Source organism: Pseudomonas sp. PvP100, from assembly GCF_017833055.1.
In the GTDB taxonomy this organism is placed as follows: Bacteria; Pseudomonadota; Gammaproteobacteria; order Pseudomonadales; family Pseudomonadaceae; genus Aquipseudomonas; species Aquipseudomonas syringae.
Map to the genome: position 1 here is coordinate 1589462 of NZ_JAFIBO010000001.1, position 22212 is coordinate 1611673.

A 22212-nucleotide genomic window follows, 5' to 3' on the forward strand; every position below is an offset into this window, starting at 1 on the left:
CAATTAGACAATAGGCGCGTCTTTTATGTATTAAGTTTGCTAGCCCTGCTCAAGATTGCGATTCCATGACCGATGCAGATTGGAAACCCAAACTGTCCCGGATAGCCGCAATGTTCAATTCGCATTTGAAAAACACCAATAAGGCATTGGAGCGCCGCCTCGCCATGCTTGAGCAAGCAGGGCAAATCCTCAATCTGGAGACAGTTGCCGTCGTGCTGGATGGCACGGGCAAAATACAGACCGTCAACGCGTTGTTCGAGACGGAGATGAGCTATGCACAAGCAGAGCTCGTCGGACGCAACCTGTCTGATCTGAGCCCGCCGGAACTGAACGGTGACGTTCACCAGAAGCGCGCATTGACCGCGATTCGAGACGGCAAGCACTTCAGCGGTACGTTGCGCCTGGTCAGCAAGACCGGGTCCAGGGTGTGGCTGAGAACCGTGGTCGTACCCTATAAAAATGAAACCGGCGGCGTCGAACAGATCACCCTGTACTCGAGTGTTCTGACGCGAACGATTGAAGCCTCTCGCGAGAACGAGGCGCTGGTCAATGCACTGCAACGCTCCACCGCCGTTATCGATTTCACCCTCGATGGCATTGTCATCGGCGCCAATGACAACTTTCTGAGGGCGATGGGGTACGAGTTGAATCAGATAAAGGGCAAACATCACAAGATGTTTTGCGTGCCTGAAGAGTCTGCCTCTGACGCATATACCCGATTCTGGGAAAGACTGCGTCGGGGGGAGTTTATCGTCGATCGTTTCCGCCGAATTGACAAAGGTGGTCGTGATGTATGGCTGGAAGCGTCTTACAACCCTATTACCGACGCCAACGGCAAACTCTATAAAATTGCCAAGTTCGCAACGGTTATCACTGAACAGGTTGAGCGCGAGAAAGCCGTCGCTGAAGCATCTGAAATGGCGTATCAAACTTCTATCGATACTGACAGCAGCGCACAGCAAGGCCGCAAAGTCATCAAGGACACGCTGCAGATGCTCGGCCAACTGACCATTTCAATGGAAGAAGCCACACGAGGCATCGAAGCACTGGACTCACAAAGTCAGGTGATTGGAACAATCATCAAAACCATCAGCGGCATCGCCGAACAAACCAACCTGCTCGCGTTGAACGCAGCGATTGAGGCCGCCAGGGCCGGCGAACAGGGCAGGGGCTTCGCAGTGGTGGCCGATGAGGTGCGCCAGTTGGCCTCTCGCACGACAAAAGCGGCGGAAGAAATTGTAAGCGTCGTGAAGACCAACCAAAGCCTGGCCTCAGATGCAGTGGGCGTGATTGTGCGCAGTACCGAACAGGCGTCCGAGGCGCTGGTATTGGCCAACGACGCAGACCGTGTGATTCAGGAAATCCAGCACGGTGCAAACACTGTAGTGCGGGCCGTCAGCCGATTTGTGGACCAGCGCTCCAGCTAAGTGCGTGAGCAGTCGAGTCGACTCAGGCGAGGCGTTTGAATCGGAGGTCGCGACAGGAGGACGAAATTTTTCCGCGACCTCCAACTGAGCTATCCGGTAGGATGAATGGCAGCCTTGGCCAGAATCAACAATCTGGCCGAGACAGAGGATCCATTAGAAAACACTCTTTGAACACTTCGTGGCACGTAAGAGAGACGCTATGAACTGGCACACGTGGTGGGTATTTGCGGTTACTGTTTTCCTGCTGTCAGGGACGCCGGGGCCTAATATGTTGCATGTGCTTTCCAGAGCCGTTTCGTTAGGTTTCGCAAGAAGTATTCCCGCGATGATCGGCTGCCTGGTTGCTGTTGTTGCGGTACTCAGTATTTCGGCTGCCGGTCTTGGCGCGCTGCTTGCCGCATCCCCAAGAGCATTTGAAGCGCTACGTTATCTCGGCGTAGCTTACCTTTTCTGGCTGGGCTACAAGGCATGGCGCGGTTCAGCGCAATCACCACAAGACGCACCTGTGTCGAGCCCAGCGGTGTCGAGCTGGCGCGTGTTCATCAACGGACTCATTGTAGGATTTGGAAACCCTAAACTCCTGCTCTTCGCAGCTGCATTCCTGCCTCAGTTCATTGTTCCCAGCCAGCCGCAAATGACCCAGCTCATTATTCTGGTTATGACTTTTGCTGCGTGCGAGATGTTCTGGTACATGGCGTATGCGCTAGGCGGAACTCAACTCCGCCGATATTTAACTCGCCCTGCTATGCGCCGAGCGTTCGATCGTTTTACCGGGGTGCTCTTTGCAGGCTTCGGTGTTCTGCTTCTTCGCTTTCGCCCACAATGATCGCACGATGGACAGTGGCTAATAGTCGGCATTAGCTGTCGGCTGCTGCACCTCAGGTGTGAATGGATAAAAATCAGTACAGCCATTTTATGTATAGAAACTGCATAGGGCCCCGGCCGTAAACCAGATACTCATCGCAACCCCGGCCCCCTTAGGCTTTGCGGATGTTTTTGATCACACGGATTTGCATCCGCACGATGTCCAACTGCTTGCCAATGAAATGCTTGCGGCAACCGCAGGTCAGTTCGTGCTCGGGTAGTTCGTGGATGACTTCGATACGTAGCAATTCAGCCAACAGGGTTTTGCGTTTACCACAGCGTTTGACCGGTACAACGTGTTGCGCTGCCACCGAAGCACCGCGCCCAGATCAGGTCTCGAAGGCGGCCGAGCGGAATCCATCGGCCGGGTAAGGTGCCTGATTCAGATATAAGCATTCCTTATTGTCGATGACTCATGGACTATATGCCCATTTGGCTGCCTCTCTGAGGCAAGCGCTCGCATCTGCAGGAGCCCGTGAATGAACATCAAGATTGAGGCGCTGATCGCCCGGAAGATCGGTTTCGCCTCCCACCAGAACGCCGTACCGCTCGTACGTGAATTGAGTATCTGGAACCAGGAAGAATCCGGTTTTGAAAACCTGACCCTGACTTTAAGCACCGACCCGGATTTCGTAGAGAGCCGCACTTGGCGTATAGACCGCATTCATGCAGGTGATCGCCTCAACATTTCCGAGCGTGATATCAAGCTTAACGCAGGTTATTTGTCCGGGCTGACTGAAAGCCTCAGCGCTGAGGTGGTGATGCGCCTGTCCCAAGGCGATGACGTACTCGTCGAGCAACGCTTCCCGACAGAACTGCTGGCGCGCACAGAGTGGGGCGGCTTGAGCGCCATGCCGGAGTTGCTTGCGGCTTTTTGCATGCCCAATGATCCCGCAGTAGATCGGGTACTCAAAGCGGCCTCACAGGTTTTGCGGCGCGCAGGCAAGAAAGATGGCATCGACGGCTATGAAAGCAAGTCGCGCACGCGAACCTGGGAGCTTGCCTCTGCTATTTGGTCCGGAGTGTGCAGCTTTCAGTTGAGCTATGCATTACCCCCGGCCAGTTTTGAGCAACAGGGGCAGAAGGTCCGGCCTCCGAGTGTGGTTCTGGAAAACGGCGTGGCGACCTGCCTGGATACTGCATTGCTGTTTGCTGCAGCTTTGGAGCAGGCGGGCTTGAATGCCCTGCTTATCATGACTAAGGGACACGCATTTGCAGGCGTATGGTTGCAGCCTCAAGAGTTTTCTCAATTGTTGACCGATGAGGCGTCGGCAGTACGCAAACGCCTGGATCTGAAGGAAATGGTGGTATTCGAAACCACGCTTGCCACACAGACACCTGCGCCGGGCTTCTCCCAGGCGATTACAGTCGCCGAGCGTCAGCTAGATGATGAGCAGTTCATCATGGCCATCGATTTGCACCGCGCCCGAATGCAGAAGATTCGTCCGATGGCGCTCGTCTCAGTAACCGAGGGATCGGATGATACAGCCGATGCTCCACCCACTATTGAAGGGCTGGAGGAGGCTCCGGCACTCCCGGGGTTCGATGTCGAAATAAATACGGATAGCGAAGGTCCAGCCGGAAAACTGACGTTGTGGCAACGCAAACTTCTGGATCTGACGACTCGTAATCGTCTCCTGCACCTTCCGGACAGCGCAAAGGGCGTGCGCCTGATATGCCCGGATCCGGCCGTGCTTGAAGATCTGCTTTCCAGTGGCCAGCGCATTCGCATCCTGTCAGTACCTGACTTGAAAAGCAGTGGCCGGGATGTGGCCCTGTACGAGCAGCAGAATAATGAGAACCTGGTCGACGAAGTTGCTCGTCAGGCGCTGGCTCGAGGCGAAGTGCTCGCCAGTCTGGAGAAGGTGAAACTTGAAGCAACCCTGATCGATTTGTTCCGAAAGGCGCGTAGCGATCTGGAAGAGGGCGGTGCAAATACACTGTTTCTGGCCATCGGCTTTCTCAAGTGGAAGAAAACTGCCGACGACCCGAAAACCTACTCCGCGCCCCTGATTTTGCTGCCGGTAAAACTTGAACGTAAAAGTGCTTTGTCCGGGGTGACGCTAAGCCTTCTTGATGAAGAACCGCGTTTCAATCTGACGCTGCTTGAATTGCTGCGCCATGATTTCGAGTTGGTGATTCCCGGACTGGACGGCGAACTACCCAGTGATGAAAGTGGCATTGATGTGACGGGTATCTGGAACGTAGTGCGGCGAGCAGTGCGTGACGTACCGGGTTTCGAGGTGAGCACCGAACTTGTGTTAGGTACATTCTCATTTGCCAAATACCTCATGTGGAAAGACCTGAATGCCAACGCCGCGCAGCTATTGCAAAGCCCTTTGGTCAAACATTTACTGGAACCCGGTGGCGCCCGTGAAGGGTTCTCCGGTTCAGACGAGTTTCCCCGACCCGAACGTTTGGACTCGTCGATAACACCCGCTGAGCTTTTTACCCCGTTGCCCGCCGACTCCTCGCAGTTATCTGCCGTGGTGGCATCTGCAGGTACCCACAGCTTTGTCATGGACGGGCCACCGGGAACCGGCAAGTCGCAAACCATTGCCAACATGATTGCTCACAACCTTGCTCTGGGACGTCGCGTGCTGTTCGTGGCAGAGAAGCGCGCAGCCCTGGACGTCGTTTACCGTCGCCTGGCAGAGAAGGGGCTTGGCGAGTTTTGCCTGGAACTGCATTCAAGCAAGGCCTCTAAAGTTGAAGTACTCAAACAACTGGACCGCGCCTGGGATGTCAGCGATGCGTTGAGCCCGGAGGCGTGGGAACGTGAAGCCACTCGTTTGCAGACGCTGCGCTCGCGACTCAACGAACTGGTCGAGGTACTGCACCGACGCTGGAGCAACGGGCTCTCCCTGCATCAGGCGATTGGTCGTGTGGTTCGTGATCATGGCCCTCAAACACCCAGGCTGACCTGGCCATCAGACACGCAACATGATGCCGCCGAGTACAGCCAGTTGCTCGATCTTGCGCGTCGCTTAGGCTTGAACGGCGATGCCGCACGTAATCTGTCAGGCAAATTCGGCGCTCTGGCGCAGACCCAGTGGTCGAACGCCTGGCAGGCACACATTGCGAATGCCGCACGTGAGTTGCCGCAGGCCCTTGACGCGCTGAGTGCCACGAGTGAAAGACTTCTTGGCCTGACGCACCTTGACTTGCCTGTATCTGAACCGGCGCAGGTTCAGCACCTTAACGAATTGGCGACTCTGGTCGTGGAGTCCTATGGACTGAACCTCTCATTCGCTTTTGCACCCGATGCGGTCGCGCGTATCGAAGCAGCCCGGCGCGCGTGCCAGTTAATCGAAAGCTATCGAGAGCTTGAGGAAGGTCTGTCGCTGGATTATGCAGACGAAGCCTGCCGTCGCATTCCCGTTGAGGCGATGCGCAGCGAATGGCGAGATGCCGAAGGAAAGTTCTGGTTCCTGGCGACTATCGCCAAGAAAAAGGTCGCAAAGAAACTGGCCTCTTCAGGCGGCGCAGCGGGCCTGCCGGACACACTTGGCGACCTGGCAATTTTCGAGCGCCTGTACGCGCAACTGAACGAACTGGACACATTGGCCGGCAGCCTGCAATCGATCCCGGGCTGGCAGGGCCTGACCAGTGACGTGTCACAGATATTTCGTGCAGCCTCAATGGCTGAAAACCTGCGTGGGCTGATGAGCGGTCTGGCCCAATCACCGGACCACCTCATTTCATTGCGCAGCGCCGTCGCGCGTCTGGTCGTTGAGGCAAATGAAATGTTGGCGCCGGGCGGGCAAATCGGCGTAGCGCTATCGGCTTTGCAACAGGCATTGTCTCGCTATGAAGACGCCGCTCGACTGTTTGCCGAATTATCTGCAGCCGGTACAGACACACAACCAAGCGTTGGCGCGTTGCGGGCTACTTCACTCTCGATCCAGCAACACGAGGAGCAACTCAAGGCATGGTGCGATTGGTGCCGGGTTCGCGAGCAGGCGGGTGAGGCTGGTTTGGCAAGTCTGGCCCGTGCGCTCGAGGCAGGGAGTCTGTCACCTGCAGCAAGCGAAGAAACCTTCGTCACGGCCTATGCTCATTGGTTCGCTACGCAGGGTATAGACGGCGAACCTCTGTTGAGGAATTTCGTGGCTGCCGAGCACATGAGCGACATTGCGGCTTTCGTGCGTCTGGACGACGAAATGGCCAAACTGACGGTGCGTTACATCCGGGCTAAACTGTGTGGCTTGATCCCCTCCAAAAATGACATCCCCAAGAGCAGCGGCTTTGCCATTCTCAAACATGAATTGCAGAAGTCCCGCCGGCACAAACCTGTCAGGCAACTGGCTGTTGAAATGGGCGACGCACTCAATCGCCTGGCCCCCTGCATGCTGATGAGTCCGCTGTCGATTGCGCAATTCCTGCCCGCCGATCAACCGCCCTTCGATCTGGTCATCTTCGACGAGGCTTCGCAGATTGCTCCATGGGACGCAATCGGTTCGATAGCTCGCGGCAGACAAGTCGTTATCGCAGGTGACCCGCGTCAAATGCCGCCGACGAACTTCTTCAACCGTGGCCCGAATGCCAGCGACGACGATACCGCGGAAGACATGGAAAGCATTCTGGACGAATGCCTGGGAGCAGGGGTGCCGAGCCACAGTCTGAGTTGGCACTACCGGAGTCGCCACGAAAGCCTGATTGCCTTCTCCAATCACCGTTACTACGACAGCAATCTCATCACCTTCCCGGCAGCAGAGACCCGTGCAAGTGCCGTCGAGTGGCGCAGGGTCGACGGCGTCTACGCAAAAGGCAAAGGGCGTTACAACCAGGCTGAAGCCGAAGCCATCGTCAGCGAGACAGTCAAGCGCCTTACCGATCCAGCGTTCGTGGCTGCTGGCCACTCGATCGGTATTATCACGCTCAACTCTGATCAGCAAAAACTGATCAATGATCTGCTGGACAACGCCCGCAAGCAGTACCCAGAGATCGAGCCTTTTTTCCAGGACACACAGACCGAGCCGGTTGTCGTCAAGAATCTGGAAACAGTCCAGGGTGATGAGCGCGATCTGATCATGCTCGGGATAGGCTATGGCCCGACCGAGCCGGGTGCGCAGGTCATGTCGATGAACTTCGGCCCCCTCAACAAAGACGGCGGCTGGCGCAGGCTTAACGTCGCGATCACACGGTCTCGCCGGGAAATGTTGGTGTTCTCATCCTTTGATCCGTCAATGATCGACCTGAACCGGACCAATGCCCGTGCAGTCCGGGATCTGAAGCATTTCATAGAGTTCGCCCAGCGCGGACCAAAAGCTTTGGCCGAGGCGGTACAGGGCTCGGTCGGTGGTTATGACTCGCCGTTCGAGGAGGCAGTCGCTCAAGGGCTACGGCGCCTCGGTTGGCAAGTGGTGCCGCAGATTGGTGTGTCGCGTTTCCGCATTGACTTGGGAATCGTTCACCCTGACCGCCCGGGTGACTATCTGGCCGGCGTCGAATGCGATGGCGCTACCTATCACAGCGCCGCCACTGCCCGTGATCGGGACAAGGTCCGCGGAGCAATTCTCAGTGGCCTCGGCTGGAACCTGGTGCGGCTATGGTCCACTGAGTGGTGGGTAGACAAGGAAGGCGCATTGCAGAGACTGAACGCAGCGTTGAATGATCTTTTGGTGCAATCCAGGGAGGAGACAGCAGACCAACAGATAACCGAACAGCCAACGGCCGAGCCCATCGTCATAGACTTCTCCACCGTACCCCGCATCAGTGGAGAGTCGCCTGATGAGCGGGTTGCTTCCATCAGTGAGTTGCCAGCAGAGATGGGTGAGAGCCGCATCGCGCTGTCTCATGGCCTTACACCTGCCGCCGCGGGGCAGAAGGGTATCTATCGCATAGCCGACCTTTCTTCTCTCGCACCACTGATCCAGGCTGACCAGTTTCACCTGCCTGGTTACACTCCGGTACTTCGTCAGCTCATTGAGGAAGTGCTGCGCCAGGAAGCGCCGATTCGCGACTCAGCTTTAATCCAGCGTATTGCGCGTGCACATGGCTTCCAACGATCAGGACGGCTTATCAGAGACAGAGTGCTGGAATTGGCGGAGCAGCACCATTATGTTCAACAAGCAGGGTTTGAAGAGGTATTCGTCTGGCACTCGGAAGGCGATGTGGCCGGGTGGACGACGTACCGGATTCCGGCCTCAAGCGAGGATACACGAGCCATAGAAGAGGTTGCTGCTGAAGAATTGCGCATTGCGGCGACGGGTGTCGATGCCGAAGACAAGGCCCTGGAGGTTGCTCGATTGTTCGGTATAAAGCGCCTCACAGGACCTGCGCGTGAACGGATGGAGCGAATCTTCAGTACATAAGAGCTAGCGCCCCACTGATGGGGCGCTAAGGCGCCCGCCGGAGCGTAATCCGGGTCAATTCCGAAGGTTTGCCGAGGCGAATGGCAAACCCGGGCCAGAGGGCGGTGCCGTTGTTGACGTACAGTTGCATTCCGCCCACATCATAAAGCCCTGACACAAATCCGCCATTGGCCAGGGCCAGCAACCAGTGAAGACCGAAGATCATGCCGCCATGGGTATGCCCGGAGAGTTGCAGCGCTACGCCGTGGGTCGCTGTTTCCTTCGCGTTTCTGGGTTGGTGGTCGAGCAGGATGATCGGCGTGTCTTTCGCGATGCCTGCTATGGCTTTTTGCAGGTCTGGCGCAGGGAAGCCGGTTTTCGGCGCAGTGACGTCGGTGACGCCGGCCAGAGCGATGCGTGCACCGTCGTGCTCGATCATCGTGTGGCTGTTGGCGAGAGGGATCATTCCCAGAGACACGAAGTGCTGCATCCACGCCTGATTGTCGAAAAAGTACTCGTGGTTGCCGGGGATGACGTATACGCCGTCCGGTGCACGCAAATCGCGCAGGGCCTCGATATCCTGTTTCCGGTTGCCTAGCGATCCATCAATCAGATCGCCGGTGATGACGATCAGATTCACCCCCAGCGCATTTGACTGCTGTACCACCGCCTGGGTCCAAGGCGCATCGAACAGGCGACTGATGTGCATGTCGGTCAGTTGCAATACTTGGTAGCCCTCGAATTGCGGAGGCAGGTTTTTAATCGCGATCTGGATGTCTTTCACCGGCGGCACGCGCACAGCCTGCTGGACGCCGACTGCTGCCAGCAGTAGAGCTGCCACACCAATGAAGTAACGCAGATTGGCCGGAATGCTCAGCGTCTGCCGGCGCACCAACATCGTCAGCAACGTGCCGATGTCGACGATGATTTGCAGCACCGCAAGCAACAGGATTGCGCCGAACGCCCAGTTGAACAGCATCACGACGTAGCGAGGAAACTCCGGCGAGAACACGCTGCCGGAAGAAAACCGGCAATACAAATGGTATTGCGAGGCAAGGACAAGCACTACGGCAACGGCGATTTTCGCCGATAGCGCCCAAGGCATCGGCCACAGGAACCGGGCAATGACGTACAGGCAGGGCATGCTGAACATGACATGAAACATTAACGTGCTCCGTTGGCCGTATTGATGAGGTGGATAACTGCGTCAAGGGCACGGGCAGTAATGAGGTCGACCTCGTCATGCTGCAGCGTGTTGCCGGGCCGAGGTGCCAAAGATCTTCGTGCCGAGGCAGAACTTCGACACAAGCACAACCGTGATGCCAAGTTTCTTGTAACGGGCGGCGCTTGTCGAGCCATGCTTGAACGTAGCGAATATCGGTAGCCGCCGACATCGATGCCGCATGCCAGGTGCTTCTGTCCATGGCTGGACATGAAACTGTAGACCCGACGTTGCGCCGGCGGCGTTTTTTTGACCTGGGCAGCGTGGCTGATACCAAGGGTTTCATGGCTATCCGTTTTCAGCTAACGGATAATGTGCGAGTTCGAGGTTCATGCTGCAATCTGCCGTACAGGAGTTAATGATGGTCAAAACGCGTCCACGTCCCGCCGTGAATGGAGTCGCATCAGCGGATAGGGTGCTCACCGTTCTTTCTTCGTTTCAGATCGGAGACTCGGCCTTGAGCCTTGTGGAACTGGTAGAGCGCACTGGACTGATCAAAAGCACGATCATGCGTTTGATGGTTTCCCTGGAAACCTATGGTTTCGTCAATCGCCTTGCAGACGGTCGCTACATGCTCGCGAGCGAAGTCATGCGCCTCAATGCGGTCTATCAGGATGCCCTGGATCTTGAGCGGCATGTGTTGCCAAGGTTGCACAAGCTGACCGGAGAAACCGGCGAGACCGCCTCTTTTTATGTGAAACACGGTGCCTATCGGTTGTGTCAGTACCGGGTCAACTCTCCTCACCGTCTGCGATTGCACATGCAGCCTGGAGACATGCGCCCCATGGACGGTGCGGCGAGTGCCGAAGCATTGCGTACACCGTATGCACGTGCAAAGGATGGGCTGGAGCCTTTTTACTCGAGCGGTGCGACGGATCCACATGCGGCCTCAATGGCGTTGCCCATTTTTGGCCCGCTGCATGAAAACATCGGAGCGTTGGTGCTTTCAGGCCCGTCGATGCGGCTGACCGCCGACTATGCAAAAGCGATCCGCTCCATCTTCATCGAGGTGGCTGACGACCTGACGCGCAGCCTGGGAGGGAAAAGCTTCGGCGAGGAGAAGGTGGCACATCGCGCACCGGCGGTCGACGAAGCGGTCTGAGTCCGGCAGCAGTGCGAAGTTTCCATAAACGGCCGACTTGAAGCGCTGCGCAAGGCAGCGTTTCAAACCGTTATCGCCAGCTTCTCAGTTGACCTCTACAGATTTGGCGTCCTCATGCGCCTCACGCTTGCGGCTTCTGCCCATCACAACCACGGCGATTGCACCAGCCGTGCACAGCGCGGCCAGAGGCAGCAGAGCGATCGCATAACTTCCCGTGGCCTGGTGAATGGCACCATAAGCATTGACCATGATCCCGCCTCCGATCAGATTCGCCAGGGCGCCGATGGCCGCCAGCCCGGCAGCGGCCGTACTGCTCGAAAGCCAGTTGGACACCAGTGCCCAGAACGGACCTTTCATCGAGTAGGCGCCGATCAGCACCATGGTCAGCATCACGACAGTGGCGGGTAGAGCGGACGTGACCAGCGCCAGCAACAGCCCCGCCGTGATCAAAAACAGGGTGGCGGAGGTGTGCCAGCGACGTTCATTGCTGCGGTCCGAACTGCGCCCCCAGATGATCATCGCAACCGACGCAATACCGTAAGGAATGGCATTGACGAAACCGATCTCCAGATTGCTCAGGCCAAAGCTTTTCAACAGCTGTGGTGCCCAGACACTCATGGTGCTGCCTGCCGCAGAAGCGCCTGAATAGATAAGCGCCATGACCCATATATCCTTGTGCTTGAGCAGCTTCCACAGCGAGATATGGCCGATGTTGGTCTTGAGCTTGCGCTCCTCGTCCAGCTTGTTGACCAGCCAGGTGCGCTGTTCGTCATCCAGCCAACGAGCCTGAGCGGGACGATCCGTCAAAATGAAAAGGCAGGCGATTCCCAGCAGTACGGCGGGGATACCCTCAAGAATGAACAGCCAATGCCAGCCCCTCATGCCCATCCAGCCGTCCAGTGTCAACAGGTAACCCGAAAGGGGGGAGCCCAGAAAGTTTGCACCTGGAATAGCGACCATGAAGATCGCCACCATGCGTGCGCGATAGGCCGACGGCAACCAGTAAGTCATGTACAGCAGCACGCCCGGGAAGAAACCTGCTTCGGCAGCACCCAGCAGAAAGCGCATGACGTACAGCGAGTTAGCGCCCTGCACAAAAGCCGTACCTGCGGAAATCAGCCCCCAGGTGATCATGATGCGTGCAATCCAGATGCGCGCGCCGAATTTCTGCAGGGCCAGGTTGCTCGGCACCTCGACCAAAAAGTACGAGACAAAGAACAGGCTGCTCGCGAAACCGAAGATCGCCGGGCTAAGGCCAAGGTCATGATTCATCTGCAGCGATGCCATGCCGATATTGCCCCGGTCGATGATCGCTATCAGGTAACAGAGGATAAGGAAGGGAAGCAGTCGCCATGCGACTCGGCGCATGGTGGTGCGCTCGAGTTCGGTGACCGGTTGCGTCGGTTGGGTGCGGGCCATGGTGCTCTCCTGTGTTTATTTTTGTGGAGAAACGGTAGATGTTTGCCCCGCCAGCTCGGCAGCAGGGCGCAAGCTGGATCAGCTATCGAGCAATTGGCGATTCACGATACAGCGAGGATCAAGCGCGTCGCCGTCCCATACTTTGACGATCTGTTGAACAGCCAGCAGCCCCACGCGATCACGGGATTCGGTGGTATTGGCACCCGTATGCGGGGTGGCAACAAGATTCGGCAGTTGCCACAGCGGACTGTCGGCAGCAGGCGGCTCCGGATTGAACGTGTCCAGCCCCGCGCCTGCGATCCTGTTGGTTTGCAGCGCCTGGATAAGCGCCTGAGTATCGACCAGTTCGCCGCGAGCAGTATTGATCAAGATGCAATTGGAGCGCATGCGGTTCAGTTGCGCGGTACTGATCAAGTTGCGATTTTCGTCGGTCAGCGGGCAATGCAGGCTGATGATATCGCTGGATTCGATCAGGCGGTCAAAGTCGGTTTCGAGCTCGACGTGTGAACGTTCGGGTAGCGTTTTGAGGTAAGGGTCGAAGACCTTGACCTTCATCTGCAAAGGCGCAACCAGATCCATCAGGACGCTGCCGATCGCCCCCAGGCCAACCAGCCCCAATGTCTTGCCGAACAGCTCGATGCCGTTGGCGGTGGCCTTGTCCCAATGCCCCTGACGTGTACGGGCATCCAGCCAGGCAATTTGTCGAGCCACGCTGAACATGAGTGCAAAGGCATGTTCGGCCACGGATTGCGCATTCGCCCCGAGAGCGATCATGACAGGGACTCCTTTCTCTGCCGCCGCCTGAATATCGATGGTGTCGTAGCCGACCCCATGCTTTGCGACCGCCTTGAGCCTGGGGGATGCTTCGATCATTTCTCGCGTGAGCTTGCCTTGCCTGACGATGATCGCGTCGGGCTGTACGTCGCGGATGAGCGAGGTGAGCTCTTCAGCCGGCAGGTAGGGGGTGGAGGGGAAAATCTGAATGCCCAGATCATTCGCATAGCTCATCGCGTCGTGTGCCAGGGCGGGGCCTGTCAGCAGAATCTTGCGGGTCATGGATGCGTACCTTGTTCTTGTTTGCGTTCGCGTTTGGTGTGCGACCGGGCAGCAACTTCAGCCCGATGCCTAAACCCTACCATAATGAAATGCCATTTCACGATATTGATTTTTATCGATCTAAAAAGGGTTATGAATTCTTTTTTACTGCTTGATTGATTCTAAATGAAATGTGATTCTGAAATTAGCATTACGCAGCTTTTCGGCGGCACCCCATAATTTCAAGAGAGATATGCCCCATGACGATAGGATTCCGAGTCCTCGAAGCAGCCCGCAAAGTCAGCGCCGAGTGGGTGTCACGTTATCGCGACGTACCCGTCGCGAATGTCAGCGATTCGATGAATCGAATGACCGCAGGCGGCGCTCGCCTGCGTCCGATGCACCGTGAAGGTGTGCTGGCGGGGCCGGCATTGACTGTGAAAGCGCGGCCCGGTGACAACCTCATGCTCCATTACGCCATTGATATCGCCGAGCCTGGCGATGTGATCGTGGTGGATGCGGGGGGAGATCTGAGCAACGCGCTCATCGGCGAGATGATGGTGGCTTATGCGGTGAAGCGTGGCGTGGCAGGCATCGTCATCAACGGCGCGATTCGGGACGCAGGGAGCATTGCTGCCGGGACATTCCCGATGTTCGCAGCGGGCATTTCCCACCGTGGCCCCTACAAGGACGGACCGGGTGAGATCAACGTGGCCATTGCAATCGACGGGATGGTGATCGAACCGGGTGACCTGGTCATAGGCGATGAGGATGGCTTGCTGTGCGTACCCTACGACCAAGTCGCCGACGTCTATGATCGCGCCTCAGCCAAACACCATGCCGAACAAAAGCAACTGGAACAGATCGCCAGCGGAGAAAACGATCGCTCCTGGGTCCTGGAGTCTTTGAAGAAAAAAGGCTGCCAGCTACCGCAGTAACCTGGTGCACATGGCGTAAGCACGAGCGTGGCGCAACGCTGCGCCGTGCCGTTACGCCACGCCAGGCGGTTGAAAAGGGCGGCCGGGATGTGAGTGTCGGACTTGATGCTCAGCGTTGAGCAGGTATCGTGTAGGCGACACATTGAAAAACACGCGGCTCTGAAAAGGGCCACACGATATTTTTCAAGGCGCGATACAGACACCTCTTCGCGCTGACTGCACAAGGATTACGTTCATGAAAGCTTTTCAGATCGGATCTCAACAAGGCCTGGACGCTTTGACCGCGACCACTCGGCCCGAGCCGATCGCCGGGCCGGGACAGGCCATAGTGGCGCCGCGCCTGGTGAGCCTCATCAGCCGGGATGTGCAAATCCTGCGTGGCACGTACGGCCCCAGACAATTACCAGAACGCATTCCCGTGTCCGAAGGCATGGGTGAAGTCATCGCGGTAGGCGAGGGCGTCAGCCAGGTCAAACCGGGCGACCGGGTCATCTGCGGTCACTTCCCCAGCTGGCTGCAAGGCGAATTTCGCAGCAGTGTGTTCGCCCACGATGTCGGTGTCACCCATGACGGCTGGCTGGCTGAAAAAGTCGTATTGCCCGCCGCTGCATTGATTCACGTACCGGACGCGTTGGCTGACAAGGACGTTGCCGCACTGGCATCTGCAGGCCTGACCGCCTGGAACGCGCTGATGGAGGTGTGCAAGGTCAAACCGGGTGAACTCGTTCTGTGCCTGGGGACCGGCGGAGTGGCGCTGGCCGCGTTGAAACTGGCCAGGCTTCACGGCGCACGCGTGGCGATCACCTCATCGAGTGACGAGAAGCTTGAAATCGCGCGTCAGCTTGGCGCCGACATCACGATCAATTACCGTACGCACCCGGACTGGGCAGCGCAAGTCATGGCGCTCAGTGATAACGCAGGTGCCGACATTATTATCGAGACAGGAGGCCAGGACACCCTGGGGCAATCGATCGCGGCGGCTGCCGTCAACGGACGTATTGCAGTAATAGGCGTGACGCCAGGTCAGCACTCGCCGATTCCCGACTACCTGTCGCTGATCCTCAAAAACGTCACAATCAGAGGCATTGCCAACGGCAGCCGCGAGATGTTTGTCGACCTTATACGAGCCATCGAAGCGAATGGAATTGAAACGGTAGTCGCCAGGACATTCAAATTCGCCGAGGCCCCCGAAGCCTACGCGTATTTCGCCGCAGCACAGCACATCGGCAAGGTGTTGATCGAGTTTGAACAGGGGTGATCTCGCTGCGCCATAGTTGAACCTATAGCGAAAGGCTTACACGCGCTGGAGTGGATCAGCCCTGTACGACGTGCTCGCGAAGTAGCAATCTATAGCCATCAACCGTTGCGCAGGAGGCGCTTCGGAGGTCAAGGATGATCACCATTGCCGGGACGGCTACTGACAGGATGTCGGAATGGTATTGATAGAAAAACGACCCGCTTCGGCGGGTTTTTTTATGCGCTAGAGGAATAGCGCTATACGCACAAACCTGCACAGTATTGTCGTTTACCCTCGACATTGATCAGTCGAGGGGACGGCAATGACGTCCGGCATACGCCGGATGGCGCGGCGGTCGCGGTCGAGACGGGTATCAACTGGTCTACAGACCGTACCGCTGCACGGTGGGAGAATCCTTTAATGTGGAACGACCATAAAACCGCACTCTGCTCAGACAGCCGCCTGAAACATCTCTACTGGGATTGGATGCTGCATGCGCTGCTCTGCATGCAACCAGCGAAGTAGCGCACTGCGACCCGCGATGCCCATTTTTACCGCCGCGCGCTTGAAGTAGCTCTCCACTGTGCTGACTTTCAGATCAAGCCTTTCTGCCAGTTGAGGCACCGTGAGACCAGCCAGCAGGCCGACGCACACTTCGGTTTCGCGCGAAGACAGGCTTAGCGCCGATGCCTCGAGGCGGCCCAGGAAACGCTGGCGCAGGCCTTCCATGGCATCTTTGTTTTTCAGGCTTTTTGTGACAGGCAAGGGGTTTGTCGAAACGAGGGTAGGTGTCACGGTCGCAATGTGTTGCTTCACGATGGGCAATACGACCCAGGACAGGTCTTTGAGTCGGGCGCGCTCTTGACTGGTGAATGCCTTGGCAGAGGGTGATCGATAAACCGACAGCACATATTCCCCCTTTCCCGGGTAAGCGAGGTGTACTTGGGGGAGAGCGGCGTGGGAGGGCACATGACCTGGCTTCTCTTGCGCGCTGTAAGTGGGCGACTCGAACCTGATGGATCTGTCGATGCGCGTATCTGCCAGCTCTGTCGGGCTCAACAGAACAGGCTCCAGACGTCTGCTATCGACCCCGGGAGTGAGCACCTGGTGTAGGTTTCCGCCAAATGCACCTATGGCCTGAGCGCCGGTGACTTCATTCGTAGATCGACTGAGTCCCTGAATGACATGGGTCGCATCCACGGGCAATGAAGCGGTAATCATCTCGTGGAGCAAGCGAGCGAACTGACGGCTTCCAATACCGGAGATCACTTTGCCGAGATGCGGGAAAAGCTGTTGCATGTTCATCGGGGTTCCTTTTTCCGTTTATAAAGAGACACGCCAAGGCGCAGCCTTGATTCAGCAAATGAATAAGTAAGTGCTTTGTACTCTTCAAGCCCTGCGACCAAACAGATTATATGTAGGGCGTCATACAAAGTTTATACTGACTTAACAAGAGGTTGAACGTGGAGCGATAACGTTGCCCAAGAGCACGCACTAGTAAAAAGTCATGCGTCTTAAGAAAAGCGAGAATGCTAACCATAAGCAATGCACTCGTTAATATTGATAACTTCTTTTATCGATGTTTATTGAGTCTGAGGTGCGCCAGGTAGCGCAGGGAAATGCGAATCACTCTGAGTAACTAGAGGGTTGTCTGATGACAATCGTCCCACAGAGTGAAGCCATAACGCCTGCGGCGGCGATCTAAAGGCAGCGAGTAACGTTGGCATGACGATCAACTCCCATCCCTGTCCATGTTGTCCACGTACGCACACGGGGGTGGCAATACGGGGGCGTGTTGCACCATTTTTTTATATTAAGGTGATCATATTGATCGAAGGGGCCTTAAATAAATCCATCTGAGCGTATGACCGAATACTAACCATATAGTTCATGTTTCACACCTGAATTGCAATGAAAAAAGCTTAATAATAAGAGAGAGATCACACGTGACGCTTATAACGCTGGGTGTCATTCCGCGCAGTATTACTGGATGTGCTGGACAGCAGCGAAGCGGCATGACGCTCCGGACAGGCACGCCATACTAGTTATCCTGCTCGATAGCAAGTGAATAAGTACCCACGCGTACGATAGTGCACAGTAAGTGCGCATCACAACGCCCTTCATCAGGGGGGCGCTTGTTTTTTATTTTAGTGTTTGCTGACTTCGCTACAGGCATTTTATAAAACTATCGCTGTACAACAGTAGCCTCACTCGGTTTAGCCGATGGAGGGGCGGTTGGCTGGCGGTGCGACACAGGCAACATCACCGAGCACCTGGTGCAGATTGGCTTCGGCCACCCGCTGGGCGAGACGATCAGACAGGTAAAACCGCGCTGCGGCGCAGGGCGGGCTCAGGCTGTTTGAGATACGCCTGTCATCCACTTGACCAAACCGTGTCGCCCCTTCACACCAAGCTTCGCTCCGGCGCGCTTGAGGTAGGTTTCGATGGAGCTGTTCTTGACATGCAGTTTGTCGGCAAGCTCTGGGACCGTAGCGCCAGCCAATATGCCAAGGCATATTTCTTTTTCACGCAATGACAACCGGACCTCCGCTTGACTCAGCTTATCGTTGAACTCGCGTTGAAGCTGCTGGCCGCCCTGTGTAACGGCTTCGTTGTCAGCATGCGCAGTGCATAAGGTACGGGTTGTCTGGGCATGTCTGTCCAGCAGGGGCAACAGGGCCTCTGAGAAATTCTTCAAAAACGATAATTCGTGAAGTGAAAAATCACGTTGATGATGGTCGCGGTGCAAGGAAATGACACAGCGCCTGTTCGACTTGCGCGACACCAGATTGCAGTGATAGGTACCTGTCGGGCCAGAGCTGGCCTGTCCAACGCTGCTGGGTAGTTTCAGATGAACGAGCAGAAAGTCGTCAACACTGAGCATTCGAGCGAGCAGCGTCTCCTGGTTCTGCGACACGGTTAGAATCATCGGTTTGTGATCGGCGGTCTCCTGCCCCAGAGGCTGGATGCTGATAACGCTTCCTTCATTCTCGTCGATCGTCCATTCGCTCAGGTCGAGGCAATCGATGGGAACGCTGGCCGCGATGATTTGGTACATGTTCGAAGCGAATCCTGCATCACCCACGCTTGCGATTAACTTCCCGAGCTCCAGAAAATACGCTGACTGATTTCCCGTCATTTGTAGATTGGCTTCCATTACACATTCGCCCCCATGGCGTTAATCTCCAGCCGAACCAAAAGCAACCTCGCATACAGGGCAGCCGTCTCATACCTAGCAATGAGTATACTGTCTGATTGTAGGACAATGTTACTAGTGCATTAGAGAATTTACACATAGAGGCCATACCCAGTCTGTAGGGGAAAAGGGGGACAAGCGTCTCGCTAGAGGCCGGATAGCCAGCGCCGACGGTGCTCACTAGCAAGTGACAAACACCCTAAGCGGGAACCCGATATTAGTCTCAGAATAAAAGATCTTTTGCGTGGCTGACCTCTTCGATACGTCACGATTGCAACTACTAAAGCCTGACGCCTGCGACGAAAGACATGGCGGGCCATCTGTCTCAAAAATAAAGTTCTTCATGCCAAGAGTCCATTGCCTCACGTGATCGCTGTAGGGTGCTCAAAATATGTTTCGTTTTTGCGTTTCAGACACAACCATCCGGCGACGCCCCGCGATAATGTCCCTGAATGCGGGGACAGACGCACACAGGTCCTGATGTTTCCATTAGTGCATGGCTGAAGAATGAGCGCCTGCCTCGCAGGACAGCGGTAGTGGCGAAGTAGATATTCTCATGTACGCCCTTTATTTAAGTGTTAAGCCGTTGATTCATCCGAGATCCGGGAAGCCCATTAGGCGGGGAATACAGTGAGCATTGTCGGCTTTTTCCGGAAATTGAATTTCCGCAAAATCCTTTTGAGACTCGTGTTGATCGATCTAACGATCTCGCTGGCTGGCTACGCCTTCTATAAGGGCGCAAGCGGGGAAGAAGAGACAGCTTTTCTCTCTGCCGCAGCGGAAGTTACGGACATGGAGTACGCCGTCATGGCACAAGGTGTGCTCCATGGGCGTAATCAGGTGGACGTCGGCGCACAGGTTTCCGGGCAATTGCAGTCCTTGAAGGTCAAACCTGGTGACATGGTCAGAAAAAACCAGCTGTTGGCAGAGATCGACCCTCTGCCCGCCAGAAATGCTCTGCGCCAGGCGGTCGTCAAAATCGAACAACTCACGGCTGAACGGGACGCGACGCTGCATAAGTTGAAGCTTGCCGAGTCGAATGATCGCAGATACCAGGCACTGGGCTCCACGACGGCGGTTTCCAAAGCGGATCAGGACAAGACTCGATTTGAGCTGGAGGCCCAGCGCGCCAATCTGGTTTCGCTCACCGCACAATTGCAGACCGCCCGCGTGCAGGAAGAAGCGGCACGCATCAAACTCGACTACACACGAATCTTCGCACCAATGGATGGTCAGGTCCTCGCCATCGTCACTCAGGAGGGCCAGACCGTCATTGCAGACCAGATGGCACCGGTCATTCTGAAGATGGCGCAACTCGACACCATGACCGTGAAGGCGCAGGTTTCCGAAGCCGACGTGCTCAAAATCAAACCCGGTCTTGCGGTTTACTTCACTATCCCGGGCGATCCTGATACACGCTATAACGCCACCCTCAAGGCGATCGAACCAGGTCCTGTGGACGCTGCAAGCCAGTCCGGAGCAACAGGCGAAAACAGTAAAGCCGTCTTCTACAACGCCCTTTTTGATGTCCCCAACCTTGAAAGCCGCTTCTACATCGACATGACCGCTAACGTCCGAATTGTGCTGGAGGCGAAGGAGGGCGTGTTGACGATTCCTGTTACCGCACTGGGTGACCGGCGGGAAGACGGCACCTACAGCGTAAGAGTTCTGGGTGAAGGTGACGAGGTCAGAACAGCGGACGTGGTGCCAGGTATCAACAACCAGGTCAGGGTCGAAGTACTTTCGGGGCTCAAAGCCGGCGACAGGGTTGTCATCGGAGAGCGGGGCGGTCTGGAGGGTGCTTAAAGGGGGGGGGGGCGACTAACAAGACATCGAGGGCGGCAGTAAGTCTGCGTCAAATCGATAACGGATACGTTGTAAGCGCCTTGTTAATGAAATGGGCGTACGTATTAAAACAAGGTCAACCGTGGATTAACAATCGATGCCAGCTTCAGCAATGTCCTGAAGGCTTAGGCGCTTGCCCATGCACCCGTGGTGTTCATGTTTGAAACCCCCGGCGAACTGGAAAACAAATCTATTTTGGAGTGTTGGGTATGGCTATGTATTACGTTGCAATTGCAATGCTCACCTTGCTGCTGGTGCCAGGGCCGACCAATTCGCTGCTGCTGCAATCAGGCATCAGTCGCGGGCTGGGCATGTATTCGCTGAAGCTGGTCGCTGCCGAGTGGGCGGCTTATCTGATTCAGATCACCTCGTGGGGTTTGTCCATCGACGCAATGATCGAAAACTATGGCTGGGTGGTGGTCGCGACCAAAGTTCTGGCCGTGATGTTCCTGTTCTATATTTCTCTGAAATTGTGGTTTTCGATTCAACAGGACACCGATGGAAAGCCAGCGCCGATTTCGATCCGAGCGTTGTTTTTGGCAACGCTCAACAATCCAAAAGGGCTGTTTTTCGCTACGATCATAGCGCCCGCTGGAACCTTTTTGCACTTGGAAAGTTATGGGGCATTCATGACTGTTTTTTCGTTGGTCGTTATTCCTGTCGGAATAACGTGGGTCGCGTTGGGCGCATTTTTCGGCCGAAAGCTACCCTCGTTACTATCGGGCAATCGAGTCAACCGATTTGTTTCATTGGTCATTGGACTGTTCGCGATTATTGCCTTGTATAACGTGGCCACCACCGCGATCTTTGCCTGAGTTATTAAACCCGACAGTACCCCGCCCATACGCCATCTATTAAATGTGTACCGACCGTTGATTGTACTTATGAGGTTAATAATGAGTGGAGTGGTCACGTGAGCTACCGTGGCATTGTGCTCAGTGAAGATGAAGAGGTCGAGTTGAATCGGCGCTTTGAATCCATCACGGTCAGTCAGCGCGAAGGCCGCCGGGCGCAGGTGATTTTGCTCGCTGCACAAGGCTGCTCGCGTAACGAGATTGCCAGGTTGACCGGGCTATCGGTTGTTTCAGTCACCCGCTGGTGCAAGCGCTTCCGAGAGCTGCGCCTGCAAGGTCTGGTGGATCTGCCTGGAAGAGGCCGCAAGTCATCCCTGCCAGCCGAAGCCTTGAGGAAAGCCCTTGATCAAGTCACTCAGCCGTGTGTAGGTCACGCTCGCTGGAGCTGTCGAAGCATGGCGAAGCTTGTCGGTATATCGCCGGCCAGCGTCCAGCGCATATGGGCCGCCAACAACATAAGACCACACTTGGCAAACGTATCAGAACTGCACAGCGGTTCGGACGTCGAAGAAAAGTCCGGTAAGGGTGGCGGGGGGATATCCGAAACGCCCGAATAAAGCGTTGATGTTCTGTTATGACCAGCCAGACCAGGGACAGACTCTACAGCTTGCACAGCCAGAACATGCTTGCACAAGAGCAACTGATCAAGCCGCTTATCGCAATGTCATCTACTGCACCGGACTGCCTGCGGGTCAAATGATCAGTGTCATTTAGTACCGGTTCAGCGATTGCTGCAATCCCTGCGACGCCCAAGTGGTTCCTGATGCGACGCAACCC

General features: G+C 56.0%; 13 protein-coding genes and 2 pseudogenes. 9 read left to right on the plus strand and 6 right to left on the minus strand.

All coding sequences use genetic code 11. The features are described 5' to 3' along the window. Positions 1-65: 65 nt before the first annotated feature. Entirely contained in the window at positions 66-1427 is a 1362-nt protein-coding gene (locus tag JOE39_RS26470) for a PAS domain-containing methyl-accepting chemotaxis protein (RefSeq protein ID WP_074907813.1), read from the plus strand. 199 nt (positions 1428-1626) lie between these two features. Beyond that, on the plus strand, positions 1627-2253 hold the full coding sequence (locus JOE39_RS06875; protein ID WP_024648421.1) for a LysE family translocator: 627 nt from the start codon (positions 1627-1629) through the stop codon (positions 2251-2253). Between the two features lie 154 nt (positions 2254-2407). Here JOE39_RS06875 and JOE39_RS06880 read toward each other — a convergent pair. Beyond that, positions 2408-2587: pseudogene (locus JOE39_RS06880) on the minus strand (IS66 family transposase); the annotation flags it as partial. Positions 2588-2770: 183 nt separating this feature from the next. On the opposite strand from JOE39_RS06880, the gene JOE39_RS06885 reads away from it, so the two are divergent. Beyond that, positions 2771-8608, plus strand: coding sequence for a DUF3320 domain-containing protein (locus tag JOE39_RS06885; RefSeq protein ID WP_210077658.1), 5838 nt, complete (start codon positions 2771-2773; stop codon positions 8606-8608). Positions 8609-8633: 25 nt separating this feature from the next. Here JOE39_RS06885 and JOE39_RS06890 read toward each other — a convergent pair whose 3' ends face one another. Further along, positions 8634-9752: a metallophosphoesterase gene (locus tag JOE39_RS06890; protein WP_004404468.1), complete on the minus strand. Its 1119-nt coding sequence runs from the start codon at positions 9750-9752 to the stop codon at positions 8634-8636. 418 nt (positions 9753-10170) lie between these two features. Here JOE39_RS06890 and JOE39_RS06895 point away from each other — a divergent pair, with 418 nt between their 5' ends. Next, complete coding sequence (locus JOE39_RS06895) at positions 10171-10911, plus strand: helix-turn-helix domain-containing protein (RefSeq protein ID WP_003420515.1); 741 nt, start codon at positions 10171-10173, stop codon at positions 10909-10911. A gap of 84 nt (positions 10912-10995) precedes the next feature. On the opposite strand, the gene JOE39_RS06900 is transcribed toward JOE39_RS06895, so the two are convergent. Continuing rightward, positions 10996-12330, minus strand: a complete 1335-nt coding sequence (locus JOE39_RS06900; RefSeq protein WP_004404465.1) for an MFS transporter — start codon at positions 12328-12330, stop codon at positions 10996-10998. 78 nt (positions 12331-12408) lie between these two features. Next, entirely contained in the window at positions 12409-13386 is a 978-nt protein-coding gene (locus JOE39_RS06905; RefSeq protein WP_210077656.1) for a hydroxyacid dehydrogenase, read from the minus strand. Positions 13387-13625: 239 nt separating this feature from the next. On the opposite strand from JOE39_RS06905, the gene JOE39_RS06910 reads away from it, so the two are divergent. Both JOE39_RS06910 and JOE39_RS06915 read left to right on the plus strand, forming a co-directional pair. Further along, positions 13626-14303 carry an RraA family protein gene (locus JOE39_RS06910; RefSeq protein ID WP_003346862.1) on the plus strand — a complete coding sequence of 226 codons (678 nt, stop codon included), beginning with the start codon at positions 13626-13628 and terminating at the stop codon, positions 14301-14303. A 235-nt stretch (positions 14304-14538) separates the two neighbouring features. Then, the gene (locus tag JOE39_RS06915; RefSeq protein ID WP_210077654.1) at positions 14539-15561 is read left to right on the plus strand and encodes an NAD(P)-dependent alcohol dehydrogenase; all 1023 of its coding nucleotides are present in this window, start codon (positions 14539-14541) and stop codon (positions 15559-15561) included. A gap of 429 nt (positions 15562-15990) precedes the next feature. Here the strand turns inward: JOE39_RS06915 and JOE39_RS06920 are convergent, their stop codons facing one another. Together JOE39_RS06920 and JOE39_RS06925 are read right to left on the minus strand one after the other, a co-directional pair. Beyond that, positions 15991-16845, minus strand: a complete 855-nt coding sequence (locus tag JOE39_RS06920) for a helix-turn-helix transcriptional regulator (RefSeq protein ID WP_003318748.1) — start codon at positions 16843-16845, stop codon at positions 15991-15993. Positions 16846-17890: 1045 nt separating this feature from the next. Next, on the minus strand, positions 17891-18679 hold the full coding sequence (locus tag JOE39_RS06925; RefSeq protein ID WP_004404455.1) for a helix-turn-helix transcriptional regulator: 789 nt from the start codon (positions 18677-18679) through the stop codon (positions 17891-17893). 687 nt (positions 18680-19366) lie between these two features. Here JOE39_RS06925 and JOE39_RS06930 point away from each other — a divergent pair. The 3 genes and pseudogenes from JOE39_RS06930 to JOE39_RS06940 form a co-directional block, all read left to right on the plus strand. After that, entirely contained in the window at positions 19367-20542 is a 1176-nt protein-coding gene (locus tag JOE39_RS06930) for an efflux RND transporter periplasmic adaptor subunit (RefSeq protein ID WP_210077652.1), read from the plus strand. A gap of 248 nt (positions 20543-20790) precedes the next feature. After that, positions 20791-21396, plus strand: coding sequence for a LysE family transporter (locus JOE39_RS06935; protein WP_024661755.1), 606 nt, complete (start codon positions 20791-20793; stop codon positions 21394-21396). 98 nt (positions 21397-21494) lie between these two features. Further along, a pseudogene (locus JOE39_RS06940) lies at positions 21495-22041 on the plus strand (helix-turn-helix domain-containing protein); the annotation flags it as partial. Between the last annotated feature and the right edge of the window lie 171 nt (positions 22042-22212).